The sequence below is a fragment of the Pandoraea terrigena genome (genome assembly GCF_902459705.1).
Lineage (GTDB): Bacteria > Pseudomonadota > Gammaproteobacteria > Burkholderiales > Burkholderiaceae > Pandoraea > Pandoraea terrigena.
In genome coordinates, this window is record NZ_CABPRU010000016.1 from 72,692 (window position 1) to 97,988 (window position 25,297).

34 protein-coding genes are annotated in these 25,297 nt (G+C 59.7%); all 34 read right to left on the reverse strand.

The window, feature by feature from the left end:
- Positions 1–6: 6 nt before the first annotated feature.
- The 34 genes from PTE31013_RS23010 to PTE31013_RS23175 all read right to left on the reverse strand — a co-directional run bounded on the left by PTE31013_RS23010 (position 7) and on the right by PTE31013_RS23175 (position 25,288).
- Positions 7–321: a hypothetical protein gene (locus PTE31013_RS23010; RefSeq protein WP_150614964.1), complete on the reverse strand. Its 315-nt coding sequence runs from the start codon at positions 319–321 to the stop codon at positions 7–9.
- Positions 318–533 (reverse strand): hypothetical protein, encoded by a 216-nt coding sequence (locus PTE31013_RS23015; RefSeq protein WP_150614965.1) that lies wholly within the window; start codon positions 531–533, stop codon positions 318–320. Before PTE31013_RS23015 ends, PTE31013_RS23010 begins: the two co-directional genes overlap by 4 nt.
- Positions 530–1,045 carry a hypothetical protein gene (locus tag PTE31013_RS23020; RefSeq protein ID WP_150614966.1) on the reverse strand — a complete coding sequence of 172 codons (516 nt, stop codon included), beginning with the start codon at positions 1,043–1,045 and terminating at the stop codon, positions 530–532. The genes PTE31013_RS23015 and PTE31013_RS23020 overlap by 4 nt, the downstream gene beginning before the upstream one ends.
- A 5-nt stretch (positions 1,046–1,050) precedes the next feature.
- Entirely contained in the window at positions 1,051–1,395 is a 345-nt protein-coding gene (locus PTE31013_RS25215; protein WP_150614967.1) for a ubiquitination-like system serine protease family protein, read from the reverse strand.
- 64 nt (positions 1,396–1,459) lie between these two features.
- On the reverse strand, positions 1,460–1,975 hold the full coding sequence (locus PTE31013_RS23030; RefSeq protein WP_246174861.1) for a glycoside hydrolase family 73 protein: 516 nt from the start codon (positions 1,973–1,975) through the stop codon (positions 1,460–1,462).
- Complete coding sequence (locus PTE31013_RS23035) at positions 1,950–2,210, reverse strand: hypothetical protein (RefSeq protein ID WP_150614968.1); 261 nt, start codon at positions 2,208–2,210, stop codon at positions 1,950–1,952. Before PTE31013_RS23035 ends, PTE31013_RS23030 begins: the two co-directional genes overlap by 26 nt.
- A 405-nt stretch (positions 2,211–2,615) precedes the next feature.
- Positions 2,616–3,767: a hypothetical protein gene (locus PTE31013_RS23040; protein WP_150614969.1), complete on the reverse strand. Its 1,152-nt coding sequence runs from the start codon at positions 3,765–3,767 to the stop codon at positions 2,616–2,618.
- Between the two features lie 53 nt (positions 3,768–3,820).
- Positions 3,821–7,480: a TipJ family phage tail tip protein gene (locus PTE31013_RS23045; RefSeq protein ID WP_150614970.1), complete on the reverse strand. Its 3,660-nt coding sequence runs from the start codon at positions 7,478–7,480 to the stop codon at positions 3,821–3,823.
- On the reverse strand, positions 7,471–7,833 hold the full coding sequence (locus PTE31013_RS23050; protein WP_174978687.1) for an NlpC/P60 family protein: 363 nt from the start codon (positions 7,831–7,833) through the stop codon (positions 7,471–7,473). Before PTE31013_RS23050 ends, PTE31013_RS23045 begins: the two co-directional genes overlap by 10 nt.
- Positions 7,834–7,859: 26 nt before the next feature.
- Positions 7,860–8,336: a DUF1833 family protein gene (locus PTE31013_RS23055; protein WP_150614972.1), complete on the reverse strand. Its 477-nt coding sequence runs from the start codon at positions 8,334–8,336 to the stop codon at positions 7,860–7,862.
- Positions 8,336–8,698, reverse strand: coding sequence for a hypothetical protein (locus PTE31013_RS23060; protein ID WP_150614973.1), 363 nt, complete (start codon positions 8,696–8,698; stop codon positions 8,336–8,338). Before PTE31013_RS23060 ends, PTE31013_RS23055 begins: the two co-directional genes overlap by 1 nt.
- On the reverse strand, positions 8,695–11,475 hold the full coding sequence (locus PTE31013_RS23065; protein WP_150614974.1) for a phage tail tape measure protein: 2,781 nt from the start codon (positions 11,473–11,475) through the stop codon (positions 8,695–8,697). Before PTE31013_RS23065 ends, PTE31013_RS23060 begins: the two co-directional genes overlap by 4 nt.
- Positions 11,465–11,902 (reverse strand): HK97-gp10 family putative phage morphogenesis protein, encoded by a 438-nt coding sequence (locus PTE31013_RS23070; RefSeq protein ID WP_150614975.1) that lies wholly within the window; start codon positions 11,900–11,902, stop codon positions 11,465–11,467. The genes PTE31013_RS23065 and PTE31013_RS23070 overlap by 11 nt, the downstream gene beginning before the upstream one ends.
- Positions 11,895–12,212 (reverse strand): phage tail assembly protein T, encoded by a 318-nt coding sequence (locus PTE31013_RS23075; protein ID WP_425495591.1) that lies wholly within the window; start codon positions 12,210–12,212, stop codon positions 11,895–11,897. The genes PTE31013_RS23070 and PTE31013_RS23075 overlap by 8 nt, the downstream gene beginning before the upstream one ends.
- Positions 12,182–12,613, reverse strand: a complete 432-nt coding sequence (locus tag PTE31013_RS23080) for a hypothetical protein (RefSeq protein ID WP_174978688.1) — start codon at positions 12,611–12,613, stop codon at positions 12,182–12,184. The genes PTE31013_RS23075 and PTE31013_RS23080 overlap by 31 nt, the downstream gene beginning before the upstream one ends.
- 45 nt (positions 12,614–12,658) lie before the next feature.
- Entirely contained in the window at positions 12,659–13,300 is a 642-nt protein-coding gene (locus PTE31013_RS23085) for a phage tail tube protein (RefSeq protein ID WP_150614977.1), read from the reverse strand.
- A 67-nt stretch (positions 13,301–13,367) separates the two neighbouring features.
- A complete protein-coding gene (gene gp17 / locus PTE31013_RS23090) occupies positions 13,368–13,739 on the reverse strand; it encodes a tail completion protein gp17 (protein ID WP_150614978.1) in 372 nt (123 codons plus the stop codon).
- Positions 13,732–14,073: a phage head closure protein gene (locus tag PTE31013_RS23095; protein ID WP_150614979.1), complete on the reverse strand. Its 342-nt coding sequence runs from the start codon at positions 14,071–14,073 to the stop codon at positions 13,732–13,734. The genes gp17 and PTE31013_RS23095 overlap by 8 nt, the downstream gene beginning before the upstream one ends.
- Positions 14,073–14,747 (reverse strand): head-tail connector protein, encoded by a 675-nt coding sequence (locus tag PTE31013_RS23100; RefSeq protein ID WP_150614980.1) that lies wholly within the window; start codon positions 14,745–14,747, stop codon positions 14,073–14,075. The genes PTE31013_RS23095 and PTE31013_RS23100 overlap by 1 nt, the downstream gene beginning before the upstream one ends.
- 2 nt (positions 14,748–14,749) lie before the next feature.
- Positions 14,750–15,025: a hypothetical protein gene (locus PTE31013_RS23105; protein ID WP_150614981.1), complete on the reverse strand. Its 276-nt coding sequence runs from the start codon at positions 15,023–15,025 to the stop codon at positions 14,750–14,752.
- Between the two features lie 64 nt (positions 15,026–15,089).
- Positions 15,090–16,346 carry a phage major capsid protein gene (locus tag PTE31013_RS23110; protein WP_150614982.1) on the reverse strand — a complete coding sequence of 419 codons (1,257 nt, stop codon included), beginning with the start codon at positions 16,344–16,346 and terminating at the stop codon, positions 15,090–15,092.
- Positions 16,347–16,440: 94 nt separating this feature from the next.
- Positions 16,441–17,190, reverse strand: a complete 750-nt coding sequence (locus tag PTE31013_RS23115; RefSeq protein WP_150614983.1) for a head maturation protease, ClpP-related — start codon at positions 17,188–17,190, stop codon at positions 16,441–16,443.
- A complete protein-coding gene (locus PTE31013_RS23120) occupies positions 17,187–18,545 on the reverse strand; it encodes a phage portal protein (RefSeq protein ID WP_174978689.1) in 1,359 nt (452 codons plus the stop codon). The genes PTE31013_RS23115 and PTE31013_RS23120 overlap by 4 nt, the downstream gene beginning before the upstream one ends.
- Positions 18,542–20,200: a terminase large subunit gene (locus tag PTE31013_RS23125; RefSeq protein WP_150615016.1), complete on the reverse strand. Its 1,659-nt coding sequence runs from the start codon at positions 20,198–20,200 to the stop codon at positions 18,542–18,544. The genes PTE31013_RS23120 and PTE31013_RS23125 overlap by 4 nt, the downstream gene beginning before the upstream one ends.
- The gene (locus PTE31013_RS23130; RefSeq protein WP_150614985.1) at positions 20,200–20,691 is read right to left on the reverse strand and encodes a terminase small subunit; all 492 of its coding nucleotides are present in this window, start codon (positions 20,689–20,691) and stop codon (positions 20,200–20,202) included. Before PTE31013_RS23130 ends, PTE31013_RS23125 begins: the two co-directional genes overlap by 1 nt.
- A gap of 172 nt (positions 20,692–20,863) precedes the next feature.
- The gene (locus tag PTE31013_RS23135) at positions 20,864–21,181 is read right to left on the reverse strand and encodes an HNH endonuclease (protein WP_150614986.1); all 318 of its coding nucleotides are present in this window, start codon (positions 21,179–21,181) and stop codon (positions 20,864–20,866) included.
- On the reverse strand, positions 21,178–21,330 hold the full coding sequence (locus PTE31013_RS24960; protein ID WP_174978690.1) for a hypothetical protein: 153 nt from the start codon (positions 21,328–21,330) through the stop codon (positions 21,178–21,180). The genes PTE31013_RS23135 and PTE31013_RS24960 overlap by 4 nt, the downstream gene beginning before the upstream one ends.
- A gap of 309 nt (positions 21,331–21,639) precedes the next feature.
- A complete protein-coding gene (locus tag PTE31013_RS23140; protein ID WP_150614987.1) occupies positions 21,640–22,116 on the reverse strand; it encodes a hypothetical protein in 477 nt (158 codons plus the stop codon).
- 67 nt (positions 22,117–22,183) lie between these two features.
- Positions 22,184–22,591 carry a nuclease domain-containing protein gene (locus PTE31013_RS23145; RefSeq protein ID WP_246174863.1) on the reverse strand — a complete coding sequence of 136 codons (408 nt, stop codon included), beginning with the start codon at positions 22,589–22,591 and terminating at the stop codon, positions 22,184–22,186.
- A 17-nt stretch (positions 22,592–22,608) separates the two neighbouring features.
- Positions 22,609–23,082, reverse strand: coding sequence for a hypothetical protein (locus PTE31013_RS23150; protein WP_150614989.1), 474 nt, complete (start codon positions 23,080–23,082; stop codon positions 22,609–22,611).
- A complete protein-coding gene (locus PTE31013_RS23155; RefSeq protein WP_150614990.1) occupies positions 23,079–23,396 on the reverse strand; it encodes a hypothetical protein in 318 nt (105 codons plus the stop codon). Before PTE31013_RS23155 ends, PTE31013_RS23150 begins: the two co-directional genes overlap by 4 nt.
- Positions 23,393–23,875 carry a DUF1064 domain-containing protein gene (locus PTE31013_RS23160; protein ID WP_246174865.1) on the reverse strand — a complete coding sequence of 161 codons (483 nt, stop codon included), beginning with the start codon at positions 23,873–23,875 and terminating at the stop codon, positions 23,393–23,395. Before PTE31013_RS23160 ends, PTE31013_RS23155 begins: the two co-directional genes overlap by 4 nt.
- Before the next feature lie 178 nt (positions 23,876–24,053).
- Positions 24,054–25,028, reverse strand: coding sequence for a helix-turn-helix domain-containing protein (locus PTE31013_RS24965; RefSeq protein ID WP_174978691.1), 975 nt, complete (start codon positions 25,026–25,028; stop codon positions 24,054–24,056).
- The gene (locus PTE31013_RS23175; protein WP_174978692.1) at positions 25,025–25,288 is read right to left on the reverse strand and encodes a helix-turn-helix domain-containing protein; all 264 of its coding nucleotides are present in this window, start codon (positions 25,286–25,288) and stop codon (positions 25,025–25,027) included. The genes PTE31013_RS24965 and PTE31013_RS23175 overlap by 4 nt, the downstream gene beginning before the upstream one ends.
- Between the last annotated feature and the right edge of the window lie 9 nt (positions 25,289–25,297).

Here is a 25,297-nt window from a genome sequence, read left to right on the forward strand (position 1 = left end):
GATTCCTTACGGGGTGGTGAGCTTGATTGCGGCGACCGCCGCGCTGGTGACCGCGGTTGAGATGCTGGAAGCGATACCGCCGCCGGCGGCGATTGGCGCGCTGGCGGAAACGCCGGTCTCGCCGAAGTCGAGTGCGAAACCCGTCGGCGTGTTGCTGACGCGCACGGTGACGGCGCCTACGTCCTTGCTGCTCGAGACAGAGGCCGCGCAGCAGATCAGGCGACCGGTCGAGTCATAGAACGGCCGCACCTCGTACCGGGCAGTGCCGGCGCAGGCCGCCAGCGCCAGGCCAGCGGCGCACGCGAGCGCGGCGCGGATCATTGCGGGGCGACTACGGCAGCGCCCGCAAAGCGCTTGCTCAGGGCATTGATCGCGAGGTGAGCGCCGGCGGCCAGCGCGCCCGTGACGAGGGCCGACACGCTGTCGGGCACCGGCGCATGAAAGATCGCGGCCAGTGCCCAGCTCACGGCCGGCTCAAGGGTTGCGGCACTGATGGTGATGCCGCCGGTAACTACGCTCGAGGTCTGGTTCATTTCGTCGTGTCCTTCTCGTGGTGGTGGATGATCTCGGTCGGCGTAAAGCGGTAGCCCTCGATCGCATACTTCTGTGCGATCAGCAGCGGGAGCGGCAGCATGTGGATGCCCTCCCCCTTGCCGATGTGGTGCTCCTTGCAGAGCAACATTCCGTTGACGGTCATGTCGTCCACGAACCGGTACGGGTCGAACGGTTGAGCGCCAAGGAACGCATCCCAGTCGAACGCCTTCGCCTTCTCACCCCAGATGCCAACGCGGCAGTCTTCTGCGAGGCGTGACCAGTCGATCATGTTCGCGGTGCTGCGCTCGATCGGATGGTGATGCGCCTCGAGCGGGTGGCCGCTGTCCTGCTCGGTGCCGCCGCAGACGAAGCACCGGCCGCCCTCTCGCTCGATCAGCGTCTTACGCGTGCGAGTGAATAACGCAGTGGTCGTGCGCGGATCGTGACCAGGCAGCAGCACGTCGACGGTCAGGGTTTCTTTCTCTTCGTGGGTTTGGGTTACATCTGACATGAGCGTCACTCCCCCCATCCAGCAGGAAACGGTGGGAGCGCGACAGTTTGTCCAGCCAGCGCGTGGGTGCAATCGCTCAGAAACTGGATGTGGCCATCCGTGACGAACGAATGGCACGCCTTCCCGACATCCTTCGTCTGATCTTCGAACTCACTCGGGTTGTCGCTCGGCTCGTTCCACGTGACCAGAACGCTGGGCGTGAACGTGGGGCGCTCGACGTTTCCGTTCCAGTTCCACCGCGGACCCTTCCCGGCACCGTGCTGGATTCGGTGCGGATGGCCACAGCCTGGGCACCAAAACGACAGTCCGTTACCTTCGGACCCTCGTAGGATGTTGCTCAATCGACTCATTCAATGCTCCAGAAACGAAAAAACCGCCCGAAGGCGGCTGGAATAATTCGCGCGAGGCCTGTCGTTAAGCCGCATCGAGCGCACTGAGATTGCGCCCCCTGATGACGGCGTTGAGCTTCTCCGCATATTGCGGGTCGGTGGCATACCCGGCCGCGGCGATCACCCGCGCGAAGCTCGGGCCGTCGGCGTATGCGAACGCCGCCTTGTAGCGAGGATTGCCCAACAGGAACGCGGCGTGATCGTCGATGCACGCCTGCCAGCCCGAGTAGCGGCGCCACTGCGCCGACACCGTGATCCGCTTACCGGCGATGACCTCGATGGTCGGCATAATGACCGTCGGCCCCTTCCATGCGCGATCGGCTTTGACACCGAACAGGTTGAAGGCCGTCGTCGCGAGCTGCGACGCGCCCCAGGCCGACTCCAACGCGCCTTGGGCAATCGTGAAGCTGGCGGGAATTTGAGTGCGCCGCATGCAAGCCTGGGCCGCCGGCGCGATGGCTGAGATGAAATCTTCCGGGCTCATAGCGCCGCCATAAATAATTTGAATGTGTCGCTCATAGTCGATCCGGCCATTTGCCATGCATCAATGCCCACACCGCCCCCGCGAGTGCGACGAACGGCGTCAGGAATTTGGCAATCTTCCCGAGTACACCCAGGAAGCGGATGCCGCCTTGCATGATTTGAAAGACCTCGATCAGGCCCTTCAGCGCCTCACCGGTCTCTTTGGTCTGCTCTGTGTTTGCGACCATCTCGGCCCGCATCGCCGCGAGATGCTGGCTCACGAAGGCCCTGAAATCGCTCTCGGACATTTCCATGATCCGTTCCTGATCCATGGTTCCCCGGAAATGAAAAAGCCGCCAGAAGGCGGCTTGGATGTTCTGTCACATCTGCTCACAGGCGACTGCGGCAAATGTCGCTCTTTCAGCTATTTAGATGATCGGCGGCATGAGCCGATCAAGCACCGCTTTCCCGGCCCCCGCCAGCACTGGCGGCATCGAATCAAGGCAATGTTGTCTCAAGAAAGACGAAGACACTGGAAGTCGCCCGCCATAAAGTTGGCTATGGCACAGACTTCCCGGGATCGGCAGGGGTTGCCACGTTCCCAGCATTCAACCAGTCGAGATAGTCCCGATAATCTGCGTTCTCCTCGTACTTCGGGATCGTCGCGCCATCTGAACGAACGACAACGTCCGCATTCGTCAATTGATATCCAAGCATGTTCACAACCTCGCGTTAGCTGACATTACGCACCCCCACTGCGATGGGGTCGCATTCGATTGTTTATAAGCGCGAAATCCATATACCGAAATGGAGTCAACGGTAGGCGCCGTTCCGATGAAGCCCGAACTCACCGGGAGATCTGAAACGTAGGTAATCGTCGGCGCGGCACGTGGTCTGACGCGAAACTGCGTGGCCGTGCCATACACCGAAATTGAGTCTGTCGGCCCCGTGTAACCGCCGGCGACAACGTATTGAAAATATCGCTCGCAAGCAACGAGCTCAAGCGCTGGATTCCGACGCTCGAATGATGTCGCGGAAGTTCCAAATTCGAACTGGGCAGATCCGTATGTAAGCGTCTGCCCCGCCAAAAGAGGACCGGTTACAAACTCGACGGCGATCCCGTTTGCGGCATTGCTGCCAGCGTTGAAAGAGAATGGATAAACAGTGGCCGTCGAATCGATCGCCAGCGTGCCGGAGGCGATGAGCGCTTTTGCCGAAAAATTGTCAGGCGCGTTAGCCGAGTAAGCATTCCACGTCATCGATGTGACCGACGAACTGGACGCCTTGATCTGCCCCGATACGACTTCGCCGGCTAGATCCGCAACGGATGTAGATTCAATCCGCTGGCCGAAAAGCGTACCGGTGTTGCCGGCAGCCCCCGTGAATTTGTAATCTCCGCTAGCCGCTGAAACGCGACTGCCCGTGATATTTGCACCCGTGCACGATGCATACCATTGATCTAGACAGTAGCGGATCGGCGCGCCCGCGGTGAAGGTAACCGTCGCGCCAGCGTTCTCCTGATCCAAATACATCGCACCGTTGAGCAGGCGGTTCTTACCCGACGCGCTGGAGTATGGAGCGTACGCTACGTCCGCCTGCCCCATACTGATTGCATGCTCCGGTTTGGTTGCCGCCGTGACTGATAGGCCATCCCATGCGGTGTTGCCAGCATTGCGTTGGCGTAGCACGGGCGGAACGACCGACGAATCAAGCCAAAGAGAAAATGGCTGCACTCCCCCGGGAAGCGAGCTTGGATCTGTCGCTCCCGATGCGCAACTTGCAAGGTTGGCCAACGCGGCATTCAAATCCTGGACTAGGGATAGACCCGACAGTGTTCCAGTTGTCGGAATAATCAAACTATCTTGTGACATGCTTTCCCCAAAAAAAAGACCGCCGAGGCGGTCTTGCGTGCGGATGTGCTCAACTAGTATCCCTGAGCTGACCAGTTTATAAATCGAGTGACCGGCGTTGATCCATTCAATACTTGCACATGGAATCCAGCCAGCGTGACGCCGCTAAGAACCACCACGTCGCCGGGCTGCGCATTCAGCAGCGTGATCTGCACATGTGGCTGCGTCTCAGCATTTGGGCCCGCATTGAACGCGGAGGCGAAGGTTACATCGATCCCGGCAGAGAGGGCCTGTACGTTGGTTCCTGTATCGATCCGGTCAGGCATATCAACGGTGAAACTGAACTGATCGACAACAGGCTTGATCGTCACGTCGATCGAAGTAAGCAACATGCGCGCCGTAAAAAACTGCCCGCTGTAGATGCCAGGCTGGAAATCCTGCCACGCGCCGAACACCCCATCGGCCTGGGCAACTGCGATTTGCGGCTTGGCAGATACTGCAGCGCCAAGGGCCTCGCCTAGCACGTCCTGATTATCAAAAATGCTTGTCGCCGTGAGGACGTTATCGGTTGACCTGATGCCATGCACTGACGACTTCACAATCAGTTGACATGGCGCAACACGACCGACATTAACCTGGTGTGCTGCCGAGAGCGTATAGCTGCCAGAGGCGGCAATGCCGCCATATTCAAGAATATTGACCTCCTGCAACACGTCGGCATCTGCGAGAACGTTTCCAACGCCAGCCAGCAATAGACTCCCCGAATTTACCGCCGCACCACCACTCAGTACTCCGCTCCATACTGGGGATTCCTCATGTGTCACCAGCACATTGCGTACGAGCGACGCGCCGGCCACGACAATGGAGGCGGGGGGCGAATAAACGACCGTGCCGCTCGGGGCCTGATAGCGCGAGGCGATCCAGTAAGTGCCATCACCAGACGCCACAATGTCAGGAACTACGGTGTCAGCGACAACACCTGCGCTCTGCCATGTGCTGCCGAGCCGTACCTCATAGCTCAGCGCACGCACATCGACCACAGGGCTCCAAATGATATGCGTGAGCTGGTCTCGGTAGACGGTAGAAGCGTTCGCTGGAGTCGGAAGAGGGCTAAGGATGCCCTGCACGACATAGCGCCCGCTCATCGAAGATGTGCTCGTCAGTTTGACCAGCGTGGTCGGCTGAACCGTGACGGAGATCGCGTCGTTGGTATAGGCGTCGATGTCCAGACTATTGCCGTTGGCGCTGTATGTCGTCGACGCGCCGCCATTGATGGAAACCGACACATCGGCATCTGTGGGAGCGCCAGTTGCCCACGATACGGTAACTCGGCTGCGACCAGTTGCCCCATCAAGTAGCATTTCTTTGAATGCAATGGACAGAACGTCGCCGCTGAGATGGCTATATTGGCGCGGCGGCATGTAGTCATACACACCAGACGCCGCGGCGTAATACAGCGGTTCCTCGTCAGTCGCGATGATCTGCACTTCGTCGCCGCCCGCCTGCGGAATAACAGCCGTGATCTTGACGAGCTTGCCAGGCGTGGCGAGCGGGTCATAGAAAAACGCCCAGTCATATGGGAGCATGTCCGGATTTTCGTCCGGCACTGGCAATCCGGAAGGGATCGCAGCCGTGAGGGTGAGTGAATCCACCGAGCCTGCGCCCCCCTGGACTCCGAAAACCTGATACGTGCCGTCAGGAAACCGAATGCCAACATACCCCGGCGTGGCCGACAACGGCACCGACCGATCAAGACGCAGCGTGTTGCGGTCACCACCGGTCATTCGACCCGCGTAGCTCCACGTCGTCATATCGTGCGACAAAACCACCACATCGCCACGCTGCGCAACGAAACCTTCCAGATCCGAAACCCAAGTCATCTTGCGGCGGTGGTAGTACTGCGCCGCTGCCATCAGGTTGGCTTTTCGTCCTGCCAGCGCTGCGCTCGTGCAGCCGGTGAAATCCAGTGTCACCGGATTGTTCGGAGCGGTCACGTTCGGGGCTTTCGCCCGCACCTGATCAGTCGCCCAGTCCTTCGCCGGGTTGGTGAAGTTGACGATGATCTCGTCTGCCAGATTCTGCGTGTTGTACTCGACCTGGAATGAATCCCGCTTGATGTTGAACGGGCCAAACTGCATGATCGGCGGCTGATTCGGCGCATCCCATACGACGCCCAGCTTTCCGGTCAACCATGTCGCGGATCCATCTCCGTTGAGCGCAATTTGATCCATCATGGTTCCGATGCTGGTCGCTGCACCCTGTACGAAGTTGCACGTCAAGCCGTTGGCATCGCAGTAGGCGCCGAACGCTTTCAGCCCTTCAATGTCGATACGGCTATCTGGCAGCCCGGCCCCATACACCCTGCGCCCGTTGATGAACTTTCCGCGGGCCCACCAAAGGCACCACCACGCCGGGTTGCTCGTCGCCTGCGTCACCCAGGCCGCGCCATTCCATACAGGGCAAACTGCCTGTGCCTTGGCGGAAAACGTGCTGATGGTTCCATTGAGCTGCGACGAGGCGCGGATTCGTACGCCAACGCGAGTCTGCCCGGTGTAGTCAGTCGAATCGACCTGATAGCTGCGCATCTGCGACCACGACACCGCGTTAGACTCCCGCGTGCTTGCAATATCGCCCGTCAGCTTTATCACCCGCACGTCGTACTGCCCCTGCGCCACATCCATCCTGTATGTGTTTCGCAATGGCGTCTGCGAGGAGCCCGAGACAGATACTGTGCCGCCGGCAAAATCTGTCCAGGCCGCTGTCCCCGTCGGACAGTATTGCATCTGAAACGTTACCGCGCGCGGGTCAATGCCGCCTTGGTCATTGACGTAAAACAGCGTTGTCACGATGTCGATCGCGATAGATACCGTATCGACAGAGGTTGTTCGCTGAACCCATCCGGCCGAAGAACTCAAATCCTGCACGCTCAGGCTGTCTACGTTACCGGCGATCATCGGCAGTTTGCCATCTGCCCCACTGACCTGGACTGTCACGTCCGCATAGCTCGCGATAGGCGTGTCGCCTATCATGAAGTCGGTCAGGGTGATGTCCGACAACCCGAAATTGAATGCCTGATAAAGGTACTGGTCCTGCCCGGAAAATTCGGTATAGGGCGTACTGGCCTGATCCGGGATGACCTTGTTGTAGCCGATGCACAGCAACATCGGCTCATATAAGCGAGCACTGTTCTGTCCACCATTCAACGCGTAAGTCGGCGTCTGGCTGTTGGTCTGGTAGCCGGTTGATGCGCTGAGCGATGCCTTGGGGGGAGGAAGTAGCGCATTGACGAGCATCGACCCGCCGATCATTATCGCCGCCGCGGCTATGCCGTTGGCAATCAAAATGCCGGTGGCGCCGATAGTCGATGCGAGCCCGATACCGCCAAAGGTCGACACGGCCATCATTCCGAGTTCCGGCGCGGCTATGGCCACTGCGACCATAGCCACGGTTCGCAACACCTTTCCAACACCACCGCCGCCGCCCTCAAGCGCGGTCCGAATGACGATCTTGTCCCCCGGGTAGGGAATCAATTGCTCCCAGTTAGCGGAAGGCACCGGGATACCGTTACACCACAACGACACGGCACCGAGCGGAAGCATCACCCCATGGCGCTGCAGGTAGTCACCGAGCGTCTCGTCGGCCAAGAAACCAGCGTAGTAGGTAGCGCGACCGTCGGAAGTCAGTGGGTGCGGCATGTGAACAAATGCCGGCGCCTGCTGATCGATCACTTCCATTTGTAGAATCCGTCCAATTTGAAGCCGCTCCCCGCGAGATCGCGTACCCGGTGACGCACTACCTGCATTGATTCACGTGAGTTGTGCAGCACCCATGGCACGCCGTTTTGCTCGTAGTAGACGCCCACATGCGCGAGTCGCCCGCGCGCGATCATGACGACAGCATCCCCGTCTGTCGGCGAATCAGTCCTCATCCCGATCTCTTCGCAGCAGCGCTCGACGAGCGCGGAATCCGAAAACGGCCCGCCTCCACGAGCCGACGGAATTGCCACGTCTCGGCTAAAAACTTCCTTGAGAACAAGGCGCGCAAGATCCCCACAATCAAACCCATTCACCACATATGGGCGAAACATGTAGGCATCGCTCCAATGCGCCGCCATCAGAACAACCCCGGCGCGGTGTCAGGCCTGTACTGCACAGCGACAGCCTGTTGGTTCAGCGTATCGAGGAAGCTGAGCAATGCCGTCACCTTCTGCGGAGTGATGCTCATGCCCGTCATGTCCATGGTGATGCTCCACTCGACCAAGTCGGGGACGCTGCGCAGAATCTCCAAAAGCGTCGCCGTGGCGCCCAAGCCACCCTGGCTGACTTCAAGCCATTGGGTCAGGTCGCGCCCAACGTTGTCCACCTCAAGATGTGCCTGCGGAAGCTGCCCCTGCTGATCGTCTGGCACAGAGCAACTGAATGCCAGCGCCTGATACAGGTTGCCGTTGCTGGTTACGTCTTGCGTATCATTCACGACGCGAATCGGCGCGCTTAATGCCGGATGGTCAATTTGCAACAGCAGAAGGCGCGACTCTGGCGCAGATAGTGCATTGATCGTTTGCCGGTATTGGGGCGTGTACGTGCGCGCCATCAGCCGTACGTCTCCAAAGTGAATTTCACTGCCCAGGCATTGACCGAATCGCTGGGCGCGTAATCCACCTTGCCGCCGACGATCCGCGCCAACTTTGTTGTGCCACTCAACGGGTCAGGCCAATTGAACCAGAGCGAGCCGCCGGCCAGGCTATCGCGCACCCACACCTCGAATGCATTACGGTTTGCCAAACTCTCAACCAAAAACTGCAAGGTCCGCTGGATGATCGCGACCGAATTGCGTGGCCGCTGCTTATCTGGCCCGGAGTCCATCTGCGTGACCAGCATCCCAAAATCCGGGGACTGTGCGAATCCAGCGATCATCGGGGCCGGCATGTATGACGGAAAGGTGGGCGTGGTCATGGCTTCGGCAGATTCTGGATTGCAGAGCGCACTGGACCACCCTTCTGCAGATCCGTAAGGATGATCTTCAGCACCATGCCAGTTGCGTCAAATTGCGGCGTCGCACTCTTAACCTGCGATTGCTGCGAGCCTTCGTTGACCAGCTCCACGCGGATGCTTGATGGACCAGATCCGCCCAAAGCCTTATTCGCAACGATCGACCCTGCCTGACTAGGGACGAACATCTCAGGGCCGTGCTCGCCAACAAGGTAGGATGATCCATCCGCCACGGGACCACCGCTGGCACGTTGCGGCAGGCTCGCATATGACGATATGAGCGACGACGGCCCAGTGACGGCCGACGAGTAACTGGCCCCCATCACATCCGACGCCGCGGATGATGCTGCCGACGTCGACGCGAGCGACCCAAAACTGCCGGTAACGTCTCCACCGATCCCACCACCAATGGCACTCCCGATCCACCCGCTGATGGAACTGAACAACCCTGACACTGCCGCGCGCGCCTGCATCCGAACGATGTCCGAGATGATGCTGTCGGCGAGGCTCGAAAAACTGAGTTTCCCAGTAGTCACGAAGGTTGTGATTGCATCCTCCATGCCCTTCCCCATGTTCGTGACCGCCGCCTGCGTCTGGGCCGCCATATTGTGAGCCGCGTCCACATAATTCGCGATGGCTTCGGTCGCGCCATACGTCCAGTCGGCCTGCTTCTCCTTCAGTGCCGCATAGTAGGCATCGTAATCGGCAAGAGACTGATCGAGGCCAGCCTTAATATCGGCTGACGCCTTCGCGTAATCAGCCCCACCGATCAGGTTCTTCGGTGTCGCCTTGTCGAGTTGCTCCTGCAGCCGCTGATACTCGGCATAGATCGATTTGACGGCCTGAACATTCTTCAGCGCTTCAGAGCCCATACCGAAGGCTTCGAGTTGACGGCCGTACTGGTCGCGCTGCTTATCCTGATAACTCGCGATCGATGCGTCGATCTGAGCGGAGCGCTCCTTAAGCTTGTTGATGGCTTCCTGCTGTTCAACTGCTTTTGCATGGGCAACGTTCACCTGAAGTTGCGCTCGCAGTTCATCTTGACGCGAGAGGAGGCTTTTCTGATCTGCTGTGAGGGTCTTGCCCTTCCAGTCGCTGATCTGCTGATCGAACTTCACAAGCTCTTTTTCCGCCTCCGACATCCTGCCGGTGGTCGAGAGCTGAGCCTGCAGCGCGGCATCCTGATCTCGAAGCTGCTGCAGGAATCGCGTCGCAGCGTCATCGGTGTACGCCTTTTCGTGCTTCGGCGCATTGTCCTTGTACTTGTCGTTGATTCCGGCAACGATGCCGTCGTAGACATCCTTCGCATCGGCGGCATTAGGATTGGCGGCAATCAGTTGATCATAGTTTCGCTTCGCCTCTGCTAATTCCTTTTGCTTTGCATATACCTTGTCGTACTTCTCGCGCTCCTTATCAATCCAGTCTTTCGCTGCAATCCCGGCTTGTTGGATCTGAGCATCCTTGGATTTCTTGTCAGCTATTGCTTGATCATCCAGGATCTGCTGGTTATATTTTGCAAGCAGATCTCGATTCGCGCTGATCGCGGCCTCAAGCTTGGATGTGTCAAGCCCTAACGAGTGAGCCGTATCCAGCCGCTTCTGTTGTTCAGTCAGGTTGGCGTAAATGGACTGCATCTTGTCAGATTCCGTCGACGCTTTTCCTAAGTCCATCAACGCGCGCGTTGTATCTTCGATGACATCCTTCCAGCCCTTCATCGAAGTGGCGATGATACCGATGTTGGTTGTGGCTTCGCCCCCCATGAAGTCGCTGAGAGCTTTTAATGTAGCTTTCTGTGCATCAACGGCGCGCCCCTCTTCCTCAAGTCGCTTGATATGCTCATATTCGGCTTCTGTGAGGAAGTGGTATTGTTTGTTGTGCTCTTCAGCCCACTTTGTTACCCCTTCCGTCATCTTGACGAAGTCCGCGACAACCTTGTCAGCATCCTGCCCACTGCGACGAGCTACGTCCAGCGTTGCCGCACCGAAGTCCTGCAATACGCCGCTCGCAACGCGGCCGCTCTCGACGAAGCCCGTCAGCACATCGTTCGCCCTAGTTATCTCGTTATGAGAAGCGCCAATGGACGCCGCCATGCTATCCAGTTGCGTGCGAGTCGTTCCGGCGAAATTTCCCGTAAGTTCAATCGCTTTGTTCAAGCGGTCAGCCTCGACATATCCCTTGTAGGCCTCATATCCAACAGCCGCGATAACCGCACCAACCCCACCAATCGCCATACCGGTGCGACTAAAGATCAGGGACATGGCATCAATGCGCTCGCCAAGAACCATGATCGATCCACCAAACTTGGTCCAATTTCCTTGGGATGCTTCATGCACCAGCACCAGAAGTTCTCGGCGCGCGGCAGCCGTCGAGAAGTTCAGTCCTTCGGCGGCGTGACCGCCCTTCGTCATTGCTTCTTCGGCAGCCTTGATCTTGTCGATAAAGGGCTGTGCAGACGAAGCCACGCCCATCTGAGCCGCCTGAAGCTGAAGCAAATCGGATCGTGCTTTCCCTACTGCATCAGCCTGCCTCGAGAGCGACTGGATGAATGCATTGATGCTGCGACTAGATGCGTTACTGCCGTTCTCCGCAGCTTCAGAAATAGCGTCTTGAGCCGCCTTTGTCCGTGCAGCAGCTGCCTCAACGGACGAGAGGAACGCCTGGTTGCTGCGCTGAGCCTTCTCAAGTGCGGAGGCATACCCGGTAGCGTCTGCAGTGACGCGAACAACGGTCTCATTTGCCACTGGTCAATTCCTTCACTTTGGCCTGGATCACAGCATCTACAGCAGCAGCCGCTGCGGTCTTCGTAGCTTCGTAGGCGGGGCGCAGAAAGGGGCGAGCCGCCATCTTCGAAGTCCCATATTCGAGAAATCGCCCGTAGAACGCATCCTTGCTCCACGTCACGAGGTAAGACGCAATCCGTCCCTCAACGGACTGTTCTTTGTCGTAGGCGATCAGGATGTTGTCGCGTAGGAAGCCCGACGGATGCATTCCTTGCTTTCCCTCGTATATCCCGAGGTCGACTGGAGCGCGCAACCTGACCTCAGAAAACACCTCACGCGCACCCGCGACTGCTGCCTGCCTCAGCACTGACTCACTGGCAACATCATCGAGCGACCGAATCGCGTCGGCCAACGCTTCCGGGTTCTGGATGCTGAATGACTTAGCCATTTCGATTCGGGAACATCATCGAGAGCAGTAAGTTGGATTGAGCATCGGGATCATCAAGCAGCACCGGCTTTGACTTCTCCACCGCGACACGGTGATATTCGTTCCAATGCATGAAATCCAGCGCACCGAATGGTTCCCTTCGCACCTTCGTGTCCCTATTTACGTTCGCCACAACGGAAGCGATCGCGCCTGCACGCAGATCGTCATAATGGCTTCCACGCTGGTCCAGCTGGTAGGAAGCCATGTAGTCGACGAACTCCGCGCTGGTGATACGCTCCTTTAGCTCGCGGACGGGGATTCCGAAGTCGATGCTGAGCCGGTACCAGAATCGCTCTTCTGGCCGGCTGCGGAGTTTTTTGCAGCCTCCTCCACAGCCGCCGGCCCCATGCCGTTCAAGCGCATGGCGACCCCTGCAATGCGGTCCAATGCCACGCTGCTCTGCGCTCGAAGACCTTCGATATCGCCTTCGTCGAACACCGGAGCGCCCGACTCATCAACCACCGTCGCCAACAACAGCTTGGCCTGCGACTCACTGATGCTCTGCTTGGGCACGCCTTCGCGGGCTGAGTAGAAGGCGTCACGCGCCGTGCCTGACATTTCCGATACGAGCACCGCGACACCATCGCCCCACTCTGGCACGTCGACTAGCTCCGTCTTCAGGTGGAGGGCTCCGAGGATGGCGGATTTGGCTTCTTTGCTGAGAATTTGCACGTTCTATCCCGTGTGATTTGGTGTGTGATGGACTTCGATCGCGCTTTACGCGTAGACCACGTCGCCCGTGATTCGGATCGAAACGCCGGTCGTCTTCAGGATCTGATCGACGCTGCCGTCGAGGGGGCTGTTCTTCACGTACCCGCTGAACGTCGCCGTCTTCGAATTCGGCAGCGTGAGCTTGAATTGCTTCAGCGAGCCCGCGCGCTTCGCCGCGTCGCAGGCGAGTTGGCCCGGATCCGTGAAATCCTTATCGACATCGAACGTGAAATGCCCGAAATCCTGCAGGCCGAGCATGAATTCCTTCGCGTCGCTCGACAGGTTCGTCTTGTCGATCTCGTTCGCCTGCCCGTCGAAACCCTTGAACGAAGTCAGGTTGCCGATCGAGGTCCAGGTAACAGGGGTCGCAGTGCCCGCCGCAGTGATGGTCTTGCCGGTCGTGTCGATGTCGACCGCGAAGGTGTTCGCCGTGATGTTCTTGATGACCACGGTTTGACCGTTAAGCACGCCAGCATCAGCGCCGGTCAGGCCCGCGAGCGTCAGGATGTCGCCGTTGGCAAAGCCGTGCGCGGCCGAAGTGAGAATGGTCGGAAAGCCGAGGGCAATCGCGGTGATGTTTTTTGCCGTTCCGGCCGAGCCGGACACAGCGAGGGTCGATCCCTTAGCGGAAATCGCGGTAGACGTCATTTTCAGACCTCACAAATGGAAAAACCCGCTCAGGGCGGGTCAGGGTGGAAAACTGGGAATTCGGGGGTTACGGGTAAAACCAGATGCTGAAGTCCTCGCGCGAGCCGTAGAGCTTCGTGTCAGCCTCATACGTGCTCACCGGTGCGCCGATGGTCGTCGCCTTGATCGCTGGGCCCGCGAGAGCCGCGATCGCGGCCTGCATGATGCTGTTCGCAACCGAGCGCGAGTCGGCCCAGACGTTGACCTGCATACGAGCGTTCTGTAAGTCGACGGTGTTATTCAGGTAGTTCGGCGACGGGCCGCCGACCGCCTGATAGGTAATGTACGGGCGCGCTACGCCAGCCGGCGCCACGTCCGGATATACGCGAAACGTACCGTCGCTATTGGGCACCAGAGACTTGAGTGCAGCAAAGACGATGGCCTCTGCGGAGTTAGCCATTATTCAAGCCCTCTTCCGCCATCAACGTGATCATGCGATTGCGCTCATCTTCGTTGATCGAATCGTGGATATCGAAGATTCGAGTTCCAAACACGATGCGCATTGCGGCAACGTCTTTCGGGTTCGCGAGCTGCGGTGCGTAGCGCACAGTCACAGAATGGGTCACTGACGACTGGACCGCCTGAGCCGCAAGGCGTTCTCGGCCGGTCATCGGCGAGACTTTTCCCCAACAGGTAAGCACAGCGACCCATGCGTTAATCGGCTCGCCGAGTTCATCCTGCGCCGCAGATTTCGCCTGGAACGTCAACAGGTGACGAAGTTCGCCGGCGCGCATCAGGCGTAACCCATGATTCGATATGGGTCGAGCAAGGTGTCGACATATGGCAGTTCCTGCACCGTCACGCGCGTCGCCACTGACACCTCCTCGCGGTTCTCGTACAGCGCGCCGACGCGCAGCAGAATCCACGACTTGATGCCGGCTGGCACATCGACGGCCGCACCGTACCCAGCGGTGAAGCTGATCTGAACCGCGTTCGTCGTGTTTTCGGTGTCTGGCCAATAAGTGCCGGTCTTGGGCGTCAAGACGCCTGGCTCGCTGATCGTGTCGACCACGTATGCCGACGGGTCCATTGTCTGCGTCACGCCGCTCGCATCGATGTACTTCACAGCATCAACGGACTGAAGGCGCGGAAACGGAATGTCGATCTTGCTGCCGCGAAAGCGCACCGCGTAGTTGCGCATCGTCATCCAGGCAGACGGCAACTGGTCGACTGGCACGTACCCCGGAATCACGCCGTAATAGGTGTAAAACGGGAACGCGTCCAGGAACAGATCCCATTTTTGCGTGACAAAGACGCGGCGGCACACGTTTTCTGCGTGAATCCGCGCCGCGCTGATCAGCATCGAGATCAGCGTATCCTCGGACGAATCGGTGACGCGCAAGTGCAGCTTTGCATCGTCGAGCGCGACCGGCTCTTCGGCGGGCGCCTGTGTGAGCCTGATCCCCATGCTTATTGCACTGCCGGTTCAGTCGGTGCGCCATCGGACCGCTTGGCGTCCGTCGCAGCTGCCGCGACTTCTGCGGCAGCATCAGGATCCGCGAGCGCCACCTGCTCGACGCCTTGCCTGGTCGCGTACGCGACGGCGTCCGGGTGATTGTCAACGGCGCCGGCCTTGGCGAGCGCCTTGATGACGGCGTCGGGACCGGTGACGATCTGGCCGCACTTTATACCAAGGCCGACGTTGTCAGCGAGGGCGCGAGCCTGCGCCGTTTGGGTCTTTGCCATGTTCTGCTCCGAGATGGATTAGGATACGGCGAACCGAAGTTCGCCGTACTCATGATGTGAGTGCTTAGGTTGCCGAGTTGACGTAGGCTTTCACGGCGCCGCCGGCGTCGATCAGATTTCCGCCCGTGCGCAGGAAGCCCACGAAACCGATCTGGCCGTTCAGCGTGAACGCCGAGTCGGTCATGCGGAAGATCGTGAGGTCCATCACATCGCGAATCGTGTACTTCGAGAGCTGACCGAAGAGGATCGACTTCGCGTTCGCAGCCATCACCGGCATGTGCTGGTTGATGGTGATCGATCGTCCCATCAGACGGTCAGGAGCGCCGCCGTTAATCATCGCGTCCCCCTCATAGCCAGGAACGAAGATCGGACGGTTTTGAGCATCTTTGATCTTGCGAACGGCCTGAAGCGTCGTGTCATGCATCATGTAACAGACGCCAGGCATGCTGCGATAGGCCGGATCGACGGAGTGTTCCAGATCGACGAAGTCGTCGTATCCGACGGTAACCGTCTGGCCGGTTGCGCCGATCTTTCCATTGCCGACCGCCGTGACGATGCCCATCGGCTGTGTCGCGCCATCGCCGAGCGTGAAGTGTCGGTTCTGGACGCGACCGAGGCGCATTGCGAGCAGCGCCTGAATGTAGGCCTCGATGTCGATGAAGCTGTCCTGCACGAGCTCGAATGGCAAAGCGATCTTCTTCGAGCTGTACTTGAACACGGCGAGCGCGATGTTGTTGAACGATGTGTCGAGACCGGTCACAGGACTATTTTGACCGACGATCTCGCCTTCCTCAGCCGTCGGATCCGTCGTCGGGAAGTTCATCGTGGCGCCGGTAGCAGTGCGGATCTCGTGCGCGACTGCGCGCATGCCACCGTATGCCTTCATCGCGATTTCGAGCGAGCGTTGATACTCGGTCGCCACAGTGAAGCCACCCTCCGTACTGGTCGTCGTCGACATTGCATTGCGAATGTCCGGCGTTTGGCGCGCCAGCATACGCGTGCGGTCCTCGTCGGCCATGTTGGAGATGCCGCCGGCCATGAAGGCGCGCAGTGCGCGCGATTCGTCGCTTTGCGCGGCCGGAGCGCGCGTCGCCGCATTCATTGCGGCGGCGTGCTGTGCCGCCGGGTCTTCTGCGGCGAGTTGCGCTCGGCGGTTCTCGCGTGCGATATCGCCGTCGATGGCCTCGATCTCAGCGAGGATCGAATCCATGCGATCCGCCTCAGCGGCCGGCATACGTTGGTCGGCGGGATATTTGTTGTTGATTTCGTTGGCTTCTTTCGCCTTCGAATTGCGCAGTTCACGCAGTTGCTGCAGTTTCATGTGACTCTCTCCGTTAAGAGTTGACCGCTCGCGCAGGTCGTTCGGACGAAAAAAAACCGCCTTTCGGCGGCTGTTCTCAGTTGCGCGAGGCGCGTCACTGATGATTGAGGCGATTCAGCATGCGCAGGCGCTGCTGCTGACGATCGCGGTGTTCTGCGGTGATGGCGTCGATCGGCTCGGGCGCAGGGGCCGATGCCGCGATCTTCGGTGCGTTGGCGTAGGCGCTGAGATCCCACGATGCCTGTGCCTGCGGCTCACTCTCGGCTATGCTGTCAGCGAGGCCGACATCGACGGCTTCTTGCGCGGTGAACCACGTTTCGGCCTCCATGAATGCCTTCATTTCGTCGACGCTCTTGCCGCTGCGCTTTGCATACTGGCCCGCGATCACGCCGTCGACCTTGTCGAGCAGCGCTGCGGTATCGGTCATGTCCTTGGAGTTACCGATTGCCATCGTCCAGCCGCAGTGGATCATGTACATCGCGCCATCGGACATGACGACTTCGTCTGCCGCCGATGCGATCACGGTGGCAGCACTGGCCGCGAATCCGTCGATGTGCGCTATTACCTTTGCGCCGGTGTCGCGGATCGCGGCAACGATCGACTGCGCGGCGAAGACGTCACCGCCAGGCGAATTGATACGCAGGTTGAGCGTGCCGCCCTTGATGTTTCGAATCTCCGGCACAAGCGACTGTGCGGAAACGCCGCCGCACCAGTATGCGGTGTCGTCGTCCGCGACGATCGCGTCGTAGATATACAGCGTCGCGTCGCCGCCGCTCATTTCGAGCGCGTGCGGGCGCGCTGTCGGCCGGCGGTTGCTCGCCAGCAGCTTGATCAGTTTGCTCATGTTGCTCCCTCGTGTGGTTGCCCTGCGGGCTCAGGTGCCGCCTTTTCGCCGCCCGATTTCGGGTCCGTTCCGGCCGCTGATCCCGAGACTCCACTGAAAAGGACGTCGCCGCCTTCGACGGGCGGAAGCAGCTTAATGTGTCGGACCTCGTTCGCCGTCATCCAGCCGGGCGCACCGGGGCCTCCCATCGCAACGCGCAACGCGTCGTTCTCGCTCGCCAGATCACCGCGCTCCATGCCGGAAACGTCGAACTCGCAGAAGATCCGCTGCCGCGCCGGCCAAAGCTTGCGGTTGAGTTCCTGATTGAACTTCACGAGGTCGCGCAGCAATGTGAACTTCACGAAGCCGCGGCTCATGTTCTCGACGCCGCTGCCCCACGACGTCGTCTTCTCGGTCGACCCGACCATGAACGGCGGCACGCCGAGGATGCGGCAGATCTCTTCCAGATCCCACTTCGACGTCTCGAGGATCTGCGCATCGACCGGCGACATGGTCAATTCCTGAACCTTGAGGCCGCCGGTGAGAATCGCGGGCAAGTGCGAGTTCGCGACACCACTGTGGCGCTCGCCCCACGTGGCGCGCAGCAGCCGCGCCTGCTCGTCCGTCATGTTGCCGTCGGTCGTCAGCGCGAAATCAGGGCGCGCGCCGTTCGAAAAGAAGCGGGCGCTGTATTCAGCCGCCGCGATCGACGTTCCGACAGCCTGCCGCGCTGCATACGTAATCGGGCTCGGGCTTCGAATCCCGTCGTAGCCGAGACTCGGGATATGGATGATGTCTGCTGGGTTCAGCACATACTCGGCGCCAACCAGCGGCTGCACGCGATACCAGAGATCGCCATGGCTGTCGCGGAACGGAAAGACGCGCAATGGGTGGTGCGCCTTGAGCCCCGACACCGAGCTGCTGCGGAACGACGGGCGTACGATCTCTGCGAAACAATCGCCGTAGAAGAGCCGCGACGCGACCATGTATTCCCAGAACACTGCCGCCGAAACGTCAGGCTCAGGCTGCTCGTTCAGCAGCCACCAGTACGGGTGCTCGACAGCCGCGCGGCCCGTCGGCGTGCGCTCGTAGATCTGCATCGGCAGCGTCGAGATCGCGCCAGCGATCAACGCAACGCATGCGTAGACCGCAGAGACCTTCATCGCGGTCGTCTCGTTGACGACCGGGCCAGCATTGCTGATTGCGCCGCCGCCGATGATGTTCGCCAACTCCTGAACGGTCAGACTCTGCCGCGTCTCATTGAGGTTGTTGACGCGACCAGTCGTCTCGGGCCCATGCTGCGCGCGCCAGGCGTTCAGCACAGCCGAACCCGGGATACGGGCCTTTGCCTGCGCCGCCTTGAATGCTTCGCTCATAGGATAACGATTCCCGGTGTTGGTGCTGACTGCGGATTGAGACTCATCAGGGTTATGGCGTTGAAGCCAGCCATAAGCGGGTCGATTTTTGCCGTCCCGCTGACTTGTTTGGTGATATTCACCGCATTTCCTACCGGCACGACACGCGCATTGCCGACGCACCACGCCATCATTCGCTGACCGCCGTGCACAAGGACGCCCTCGGCGAGCTTTCGCTCAGTCGTCTTGATCGCGCCGGACATCTTCCAGCCCTGCGAAATGCCGATGACAAGCTCTTCCGGCACATTGGCCTCGACCAATGCGTCGAGGACGCCTCCGATCCCGGCTGGGTCCGCGCCGACCTTGTCGAGCAGTCCCGATGCGAATATGAGCGAGACGATGTCAGCGACGTCGCGCACGTCGTCGCCAATCTGCTCTACCATCGTCAAGTCGCCCTCTTTCTCGAAATCCTGCAGGGTCGGAGCAATCTCCTTGCGCCGCTGGAGCACGGATGGATGTGCCCATGCGTGCGCCCAAAAAAGCCAGCGTCGAGTGACCTTCTCTCGACCAACGACCGCCAGACCTAGCAAGTCGTCGAGGCCGCCGCCGTCGATACCGACGTCGATCACTTCGCAGCGCGCAATCAGATCGGCGAGCGTCACCCCCGGCACGCGCGCCGCGTCCTGCCAAAAGTCTGCGCCGGCCCAACGATCAGAGCGTAGATTGAGCCCGATCTCGACGTTCAGGTGTTTCGCCAGAAACTGCTGAAAGGCTCCGTCCGTCTTGGTTTGATTCTTTTTAAGCTGGTCTTCCAGCCACTCTGCACTCACAGAGCGACCGATATTCGGGTTCGTGATGTAGAACTTCGTCGGATCCAGATAAGCCTTGGACTTGATCATGTCCGGCGGGAATTCATAGATCACACCCAGCGACTTCCGGTCCTCGATCTTTCCGTCGCGAACGTCGCGGTAGTAGTTCAGCTTCTCTTTGAACACGCCGGCCGGCGGCTCGTCGCTTTGCGTGGTGAGGTAAATCACCCAGCCTTCATCGCGCGACACCTGGCCGCCAGTCGCTTCCATGAACATGGCTTCGGCATTCGCGCGCGTGCCGAAGAGCCAGTGCTCATCCACCAGGATGCGCCCCGACTTCTTGCCCGACACCGTATCAGTGTCCGCGGCGACCACCTTCAACGAAGCGCGGGTGACGCGGTGCGTGATGGTGCGAATGTGATCCTGAATGTGGAAGAGAGCGGTCAGTTCCTCGTCCGCGCGGATCATCCCCGCCGCAGGCTTGAAGCTGTTGTCGGCAACTTCCTTCGTCGGCGCAAGGATCAGATGCTCCTCTTCCTCGCGCCAGCACAGAATCACAGCGGTCAGCATGATGCCGGCGGCAATCGTCGACTTCGTGTTCTTCTTGCTGATCAGCAGGAAGAATTCCCGAATCAACTGCTTGCCCCTCTCCGCGTCGTACGCGCCGAAAATGGCCGCGACGAAATCGAACACCCATTGCTCACTGCACTCGCCGAATGTCGGCTTGCCCGGCAGGTCGACAACCCGCAGTTCCTTGAAGATCGCCAGTGCTTGTGCGGCTTGATCCGGAAAGATCGGCTTCGGAATGATGGACTCGCCAGCAACCAGACGCGCTTCCCAGTCGGGACAGGCCGTTGACCAATCCATCATCCGACCTTCTTACCGTCGGCCGCCACCAACTTGGGCGGCGCCGCCGGCGCAAACCGGCTCGCGACTTTCTTGGCGGCCTCGTTGCGCTGGTCCTTTTTGCCCGTCTCGCCAACTTTGGCGTGCATGAACGGCATGAGCGTCTTTGCCGCGTCGATCCGAAGCTTCGGCTCGGTCTTCTGGTCGTTCATCGCTGCCAGGAGAAACGCTTTCGGGTCCGAAAACGTCAAAATCGTGTTCAGATCAAAGCCCGCCGCTACTGCAGCCTTGGTCATTGCCGCATCGGTTTCGGCTTGAGCCGGTTTCGCCTTCGTCGCACCCTTCTTTCGCCGCTCGGCCAGGTATGCGACTACGTCCTTGTCTTTAACAAGTCGCGATCCGGCCGCCGACGCTGTCGCGGGGCTGTAGCCCGCCGCGATAGCCGCGTCCTTATTGGACTTTCCGGCCAAAACAGCATCGGCAAACAGCCGCTTTTTGCTGTTAAGAGCCATTAACAAAAACTCCAATCGAGGAAAAATTCTGCGCGTGCGGGATCGGTCGGTTTCCCGCGATGCGGAACGCCAAACTTTCGACACCCCCCGGTGCAAATGCGAATCGATATCATTTGCACCGATCTACCCGCTTGCGCAGTCATCGCGAATGAGATTGATTCGCGTTTGTGCGTCACCTCGCGCGGGCACGCGCCTCGTCGGCGGTCTTCCCCTTGTGGCAGTCGTCGCACAGTAGCTTCAGGTTGCTGTCGTCGTTGCTGCCACCCTGCTCGAGCGGCACATCGTGGTCGACCTGGTCATGCCAAGGCAGCCACACACGACCGCAGCGCTGACACTTGAACTGTTGAGCGATCGCAATGCGATTCCGCGTCTTAACCCAGCGGCTTCCGCGAATGCGTTCGGTTGTTCCTGCTTTAGCCTCAAGCGTAGGAATGCGACTGGTATTCGCTGCCTGCACTCGCGGCTTGAGCGTGGTCAGCTTGCGGCTCATCGAACGCTCACACGAACCGCACGCTTGATCACCCGACCCAGCTTCTCCGCGTCAGGGGTGGTGCCAGCAAGCACCGCACAGAACGCGAGGGCGAAGATGTATGGCTTGAGCCACCATGCAAATGTCACTCTCAGTTTGATCTGTGCCATAAATAGAAAGGCCCGCACTGGTCGGGCAAGCGCCGGTCGGCGCAGAGGAGACAACTCATGCCATTTCATCGAAGCAGCCAACCCGTTCGCAGCACGTACGCGCTTAGCCAGCCATGCCGGCAGTCTGCTGCCCCGATGAAATGACAACAAAAAAGCCCGCACAATTTGCACTGTGCGGGCTTTGGAGGCACTGATTCAGCCTTTCCGAAATGATACGTTTTTTGCGGTTTTTGTATAGCGCGAAGATGTATAGCGTGGGGCTATACATCTTTGTTCTTTACATTCCTCCATCAATGTACTAGGGGCGTGCTACGCCATTTCAGTCATGCGCCGATATGCGCGATATGCTTGATCTCGGAATGACTCGACGCGCTTGTAGAAGGCATCGCGCGAAACGCCCATCTCGGAGGCAACTGCCTTGATATTCTTCACCCGATGGATGTAGTACAGATAGAACGTCTGCTTCTCAACGCTCTCTGGCAACGCAAGTACAGCCAGGTTGAAGAAACTTAGGCTCGACGAACAGATAGCGTCAGGCTCTGCGCCGACCTTGCGCGGCACGAGGCGCGCCAGGATATTTTCTGGAACCGGCGGCGCGAACAGGCGTCTCGACCTATGCCACGCCGACCAGTCTTCGCAGAATGCATGCAAATCGCGCTTCATCGGCGCGCACTCCCGTCCTCGTATAGGTTGCACCGCCGCATGTTCAGAGCGCCCGCTTTCGTCCGCTCCTTGGCGCAATATTCCAAACCCCAAAGCGTCAGTTTGTGTGTGCATCCCTTGCATGTCTTGTTTTCCTCTTGTTCCAATACGATCGCTGGGTCTTGGTACATCCTCGATGGGAGCGCCGCCATCACACCACCTCGATTGAAAGCTTTGCCGCTCGTACCGGCTCCCACGCTCGATACGCTGCACGCCAAACACTGAATTTCTCCTCGCGTGGTGCAGATCCTTGATCGAGCCAGGCGTGGCACGCGAAACATCCCGGGACGGTAAATTCATCGCGTGCCTTGATTCCCATCCCTTTGCCGTGCTCTTGCTCGTTCGAATGGCATGGAACTACGGTTTCCGCAGTCGAGGGGCAGACGCCGGGCACCCGCAGATAACAGTTCTCGCCGCGACACGCGTCAAGCATCCGTTTGTCGTGACCTTCCCGCTTCTTCCGGGATTTCCGCTTGAACGTCGTTCCGTGAAGCGCCGCGTTGCCGCTGAACGGGCTGAGCGCCGCCGGCGCACTGCGCTTGAATCCGGTGCGCTTCATGGGCTTGCTTCGCTTCATCACTGGATCTCTAGGAAATCACCAGCAGCCATCCGGCGATGCATTTCGTTGATCGCCGCCCGAACCTGCGCCTTGGGCGCCGTTTTCATCTGAGAGTCATGCACCGTGACAGCCAACTGCAAATCCCGGATTCCGTCGCCATCCAAGCCCCAAGTGCCAAATCTCTCGCTGCGGCCTTTGGCTCTCATGAGCGCGTCCTGTGCTCGCTTGATGTCTTCAATGCGAGCCTCTTCCATGCCTTGCTCAGCGAGGATCAGGGCGATATTCACCGAGCACGCAAGATTGCTCCACATTTCCTCGGTAGCGCACCCACCTTTGATGGCATCAAGCGACAGGTGATATATAAGCCCAATGTCGTTCGTCTGCGACTGATCCAGCGGGAGCGCGGCGGACTTACGCTCCTGGCTGGCCGCTATGCGTCGGAGCGAGCGATTGGGGTCATACCGACGACGAGGATTCTTGCTGCGGCTCATCGAAGCTCCTCACACAGCGCCTGATGGGCCAGCACGTCGCGGCTATACGTCTGCATCGGCGTCCAGCGCGGCTGATACGGGACAGTCGCCACAGAGGGAACGCTTGGATACGAACTCACTTTCAGCGACGGACGATTCATCAGGAGCCGGACTCGAGACTTCTTGCCGATCATCTCGATTTCCACTACCTTCTCAGCCGCCAGCGCGCGGCATGCTCGATTGATCGACGCGGTATCGAAACCGGTGATCGACGCCAGGGTCTGGTAGCTGTACCAAAAGTCCTTGTCCATGCTTTCCAGAATTTCGCGCTTCATTTGACCTCCGTAATCGTCAGGCCCTTGGCGGCCATCAAGTGCCGCTTGAGCCGGTATTCCGCCGTCAGGTGCCCTTTCACGTCTTCGATGACTTCCTCGTCGCTGCGCTGGTACACGAAGTCGGCCACGTAGTAGCGTGCCGGCCGCTTACGCCCTTGGATCACGGCCGGCGGCGCGATCTCGAATCTCACCTGCCGCCGAAGATCCGTGATGTGGCCCTGCGCTTCTTGGCTTCGCAGCACTACCCAGCAGGCAGCCTCGCGGCGGCTGTCAAACTTAATGCCATCTACGACGCACTTCTCGTTGCTGTACTTGCTCCGCTTCGGCGCGGCCATCCCGAGCAGGGGCGCCATCAGCGGCGCGGGCTCGGGTGATGCCAGTGCGGCGGCCGTAGCGCCGATCTGCGCGCGAATCCTCGCCGTGCCGACTCGTCCATTGCTCACTGCGTCTTCCGGAAACGTGAGGCCCTTTCTCGTCACTTCCCCTTCTCCCGTAAGTGGGCGATGTACGCCCGTAACTCCTTCTCCTGCCTAGCCGCTATCTCGTCCCCAAAGCGCCGCCGAACCGCTGCGAGGTAGGCGCGAGGCACGCTGCCAATCCCCGCCAGCGCCGCCCTTGCCGCTTCTTCGAAGCGCCGCCAGCATTCATTCGGGTCCATCACGGCGCGGCGCGCTTCTTCAGCTCCTCAAACTTGGTGGCAGACACCCCGTGGAAGAACGCGAATGCGCGCTCGTACTCGTTCGGGTTCGCCTTCTGTGCCTTCGCCAGCTCCGACTCAATCCACGCACCGGGGCCTGCTGCGCGGAAGACATGCATCTTGTAAGTGAGGCCGTTCCATTCCGGTCGGCGCTCAACCTTCAGCTCTGCACCCTTCGCTTCGATACCGGAGGCCGAATCCCACCAAATCGCGCCAGCACCGGCCGTTGTGCCGCCCTGCTCCGCTGGGCTCCCAGCGTCCTTGACCGGAAACAATCCAGTCCAGCCGCGCAGAATGCTTTGGTTGATCACGGCGACTGGCTCATAGCCAGCAGCCCGCAATGTGCCGAGCGCCTCGATCGAGAGTGTCGCGGCGTGATCCGTGAACGGTGCCTTGCCTTTGCGGCGGTAGGCCACCCAATTCGCCCAGGCTTCTTCAGGCAACCAGTCGGGAAGATTGATCGTCGATTCGACGCGCCGCGAAGCGCGCGCCCCTTTGACGGTTCCTTTACGGTTAACTGATGGTTCTTTACGGTTAGACGGCACATGGTGCGGGGGTGTGGTGCATTTGCTGCGGGGGTCCCCCGCATCTCCTGCGGGGGTGTGGTGCATTTGCTGCGCCGGTGCATTTCCTTCGCCGGTGCATTTGGTGCGGGGGTGAATATCCTGCGGGGGTGAATATGCTGCGGGGGTTAGTGTGTAGCTGGTGTGACGGCCGTTCGAACGATTCGCTGAGACGATACCGGCCGACTCCAGCCACTTGATGGCGTTCTGCACCGCACGCTCGGATGCGCAGACACGTGCCGCGATCGTCGGGATCGACGGCCAGCAGACGCCCTGGTCGTTCGCGTTGTCCGCCAGCGAGATCAGTACTGCCTTCTGCGCGATCGTCATGCCAGCGAGCGGCCAGCACTGGGACATGATGACCGTGCTCACTCCCCACCTCCAGCCTTCACGCGGAACTGCGTCACACCGCGGCGAATAGGCATCACCACGATGTGGCCTGCCGCTTCCAGTGACTTGATCGAATCGCGTACGGCAGACTCGGACATGCCACAGTCACGCGCCAGGCGGCTGATCTTGGGCGACGACTCGCCGGTCGACATCACGGCGTGGTGGCTCAGCGCCAGCAGCACGATCTTCTCGGTGTGGCGCAACTCGATAGACCAGGCTTGATTGACTCGATGGGAACTCAATGCATGCTC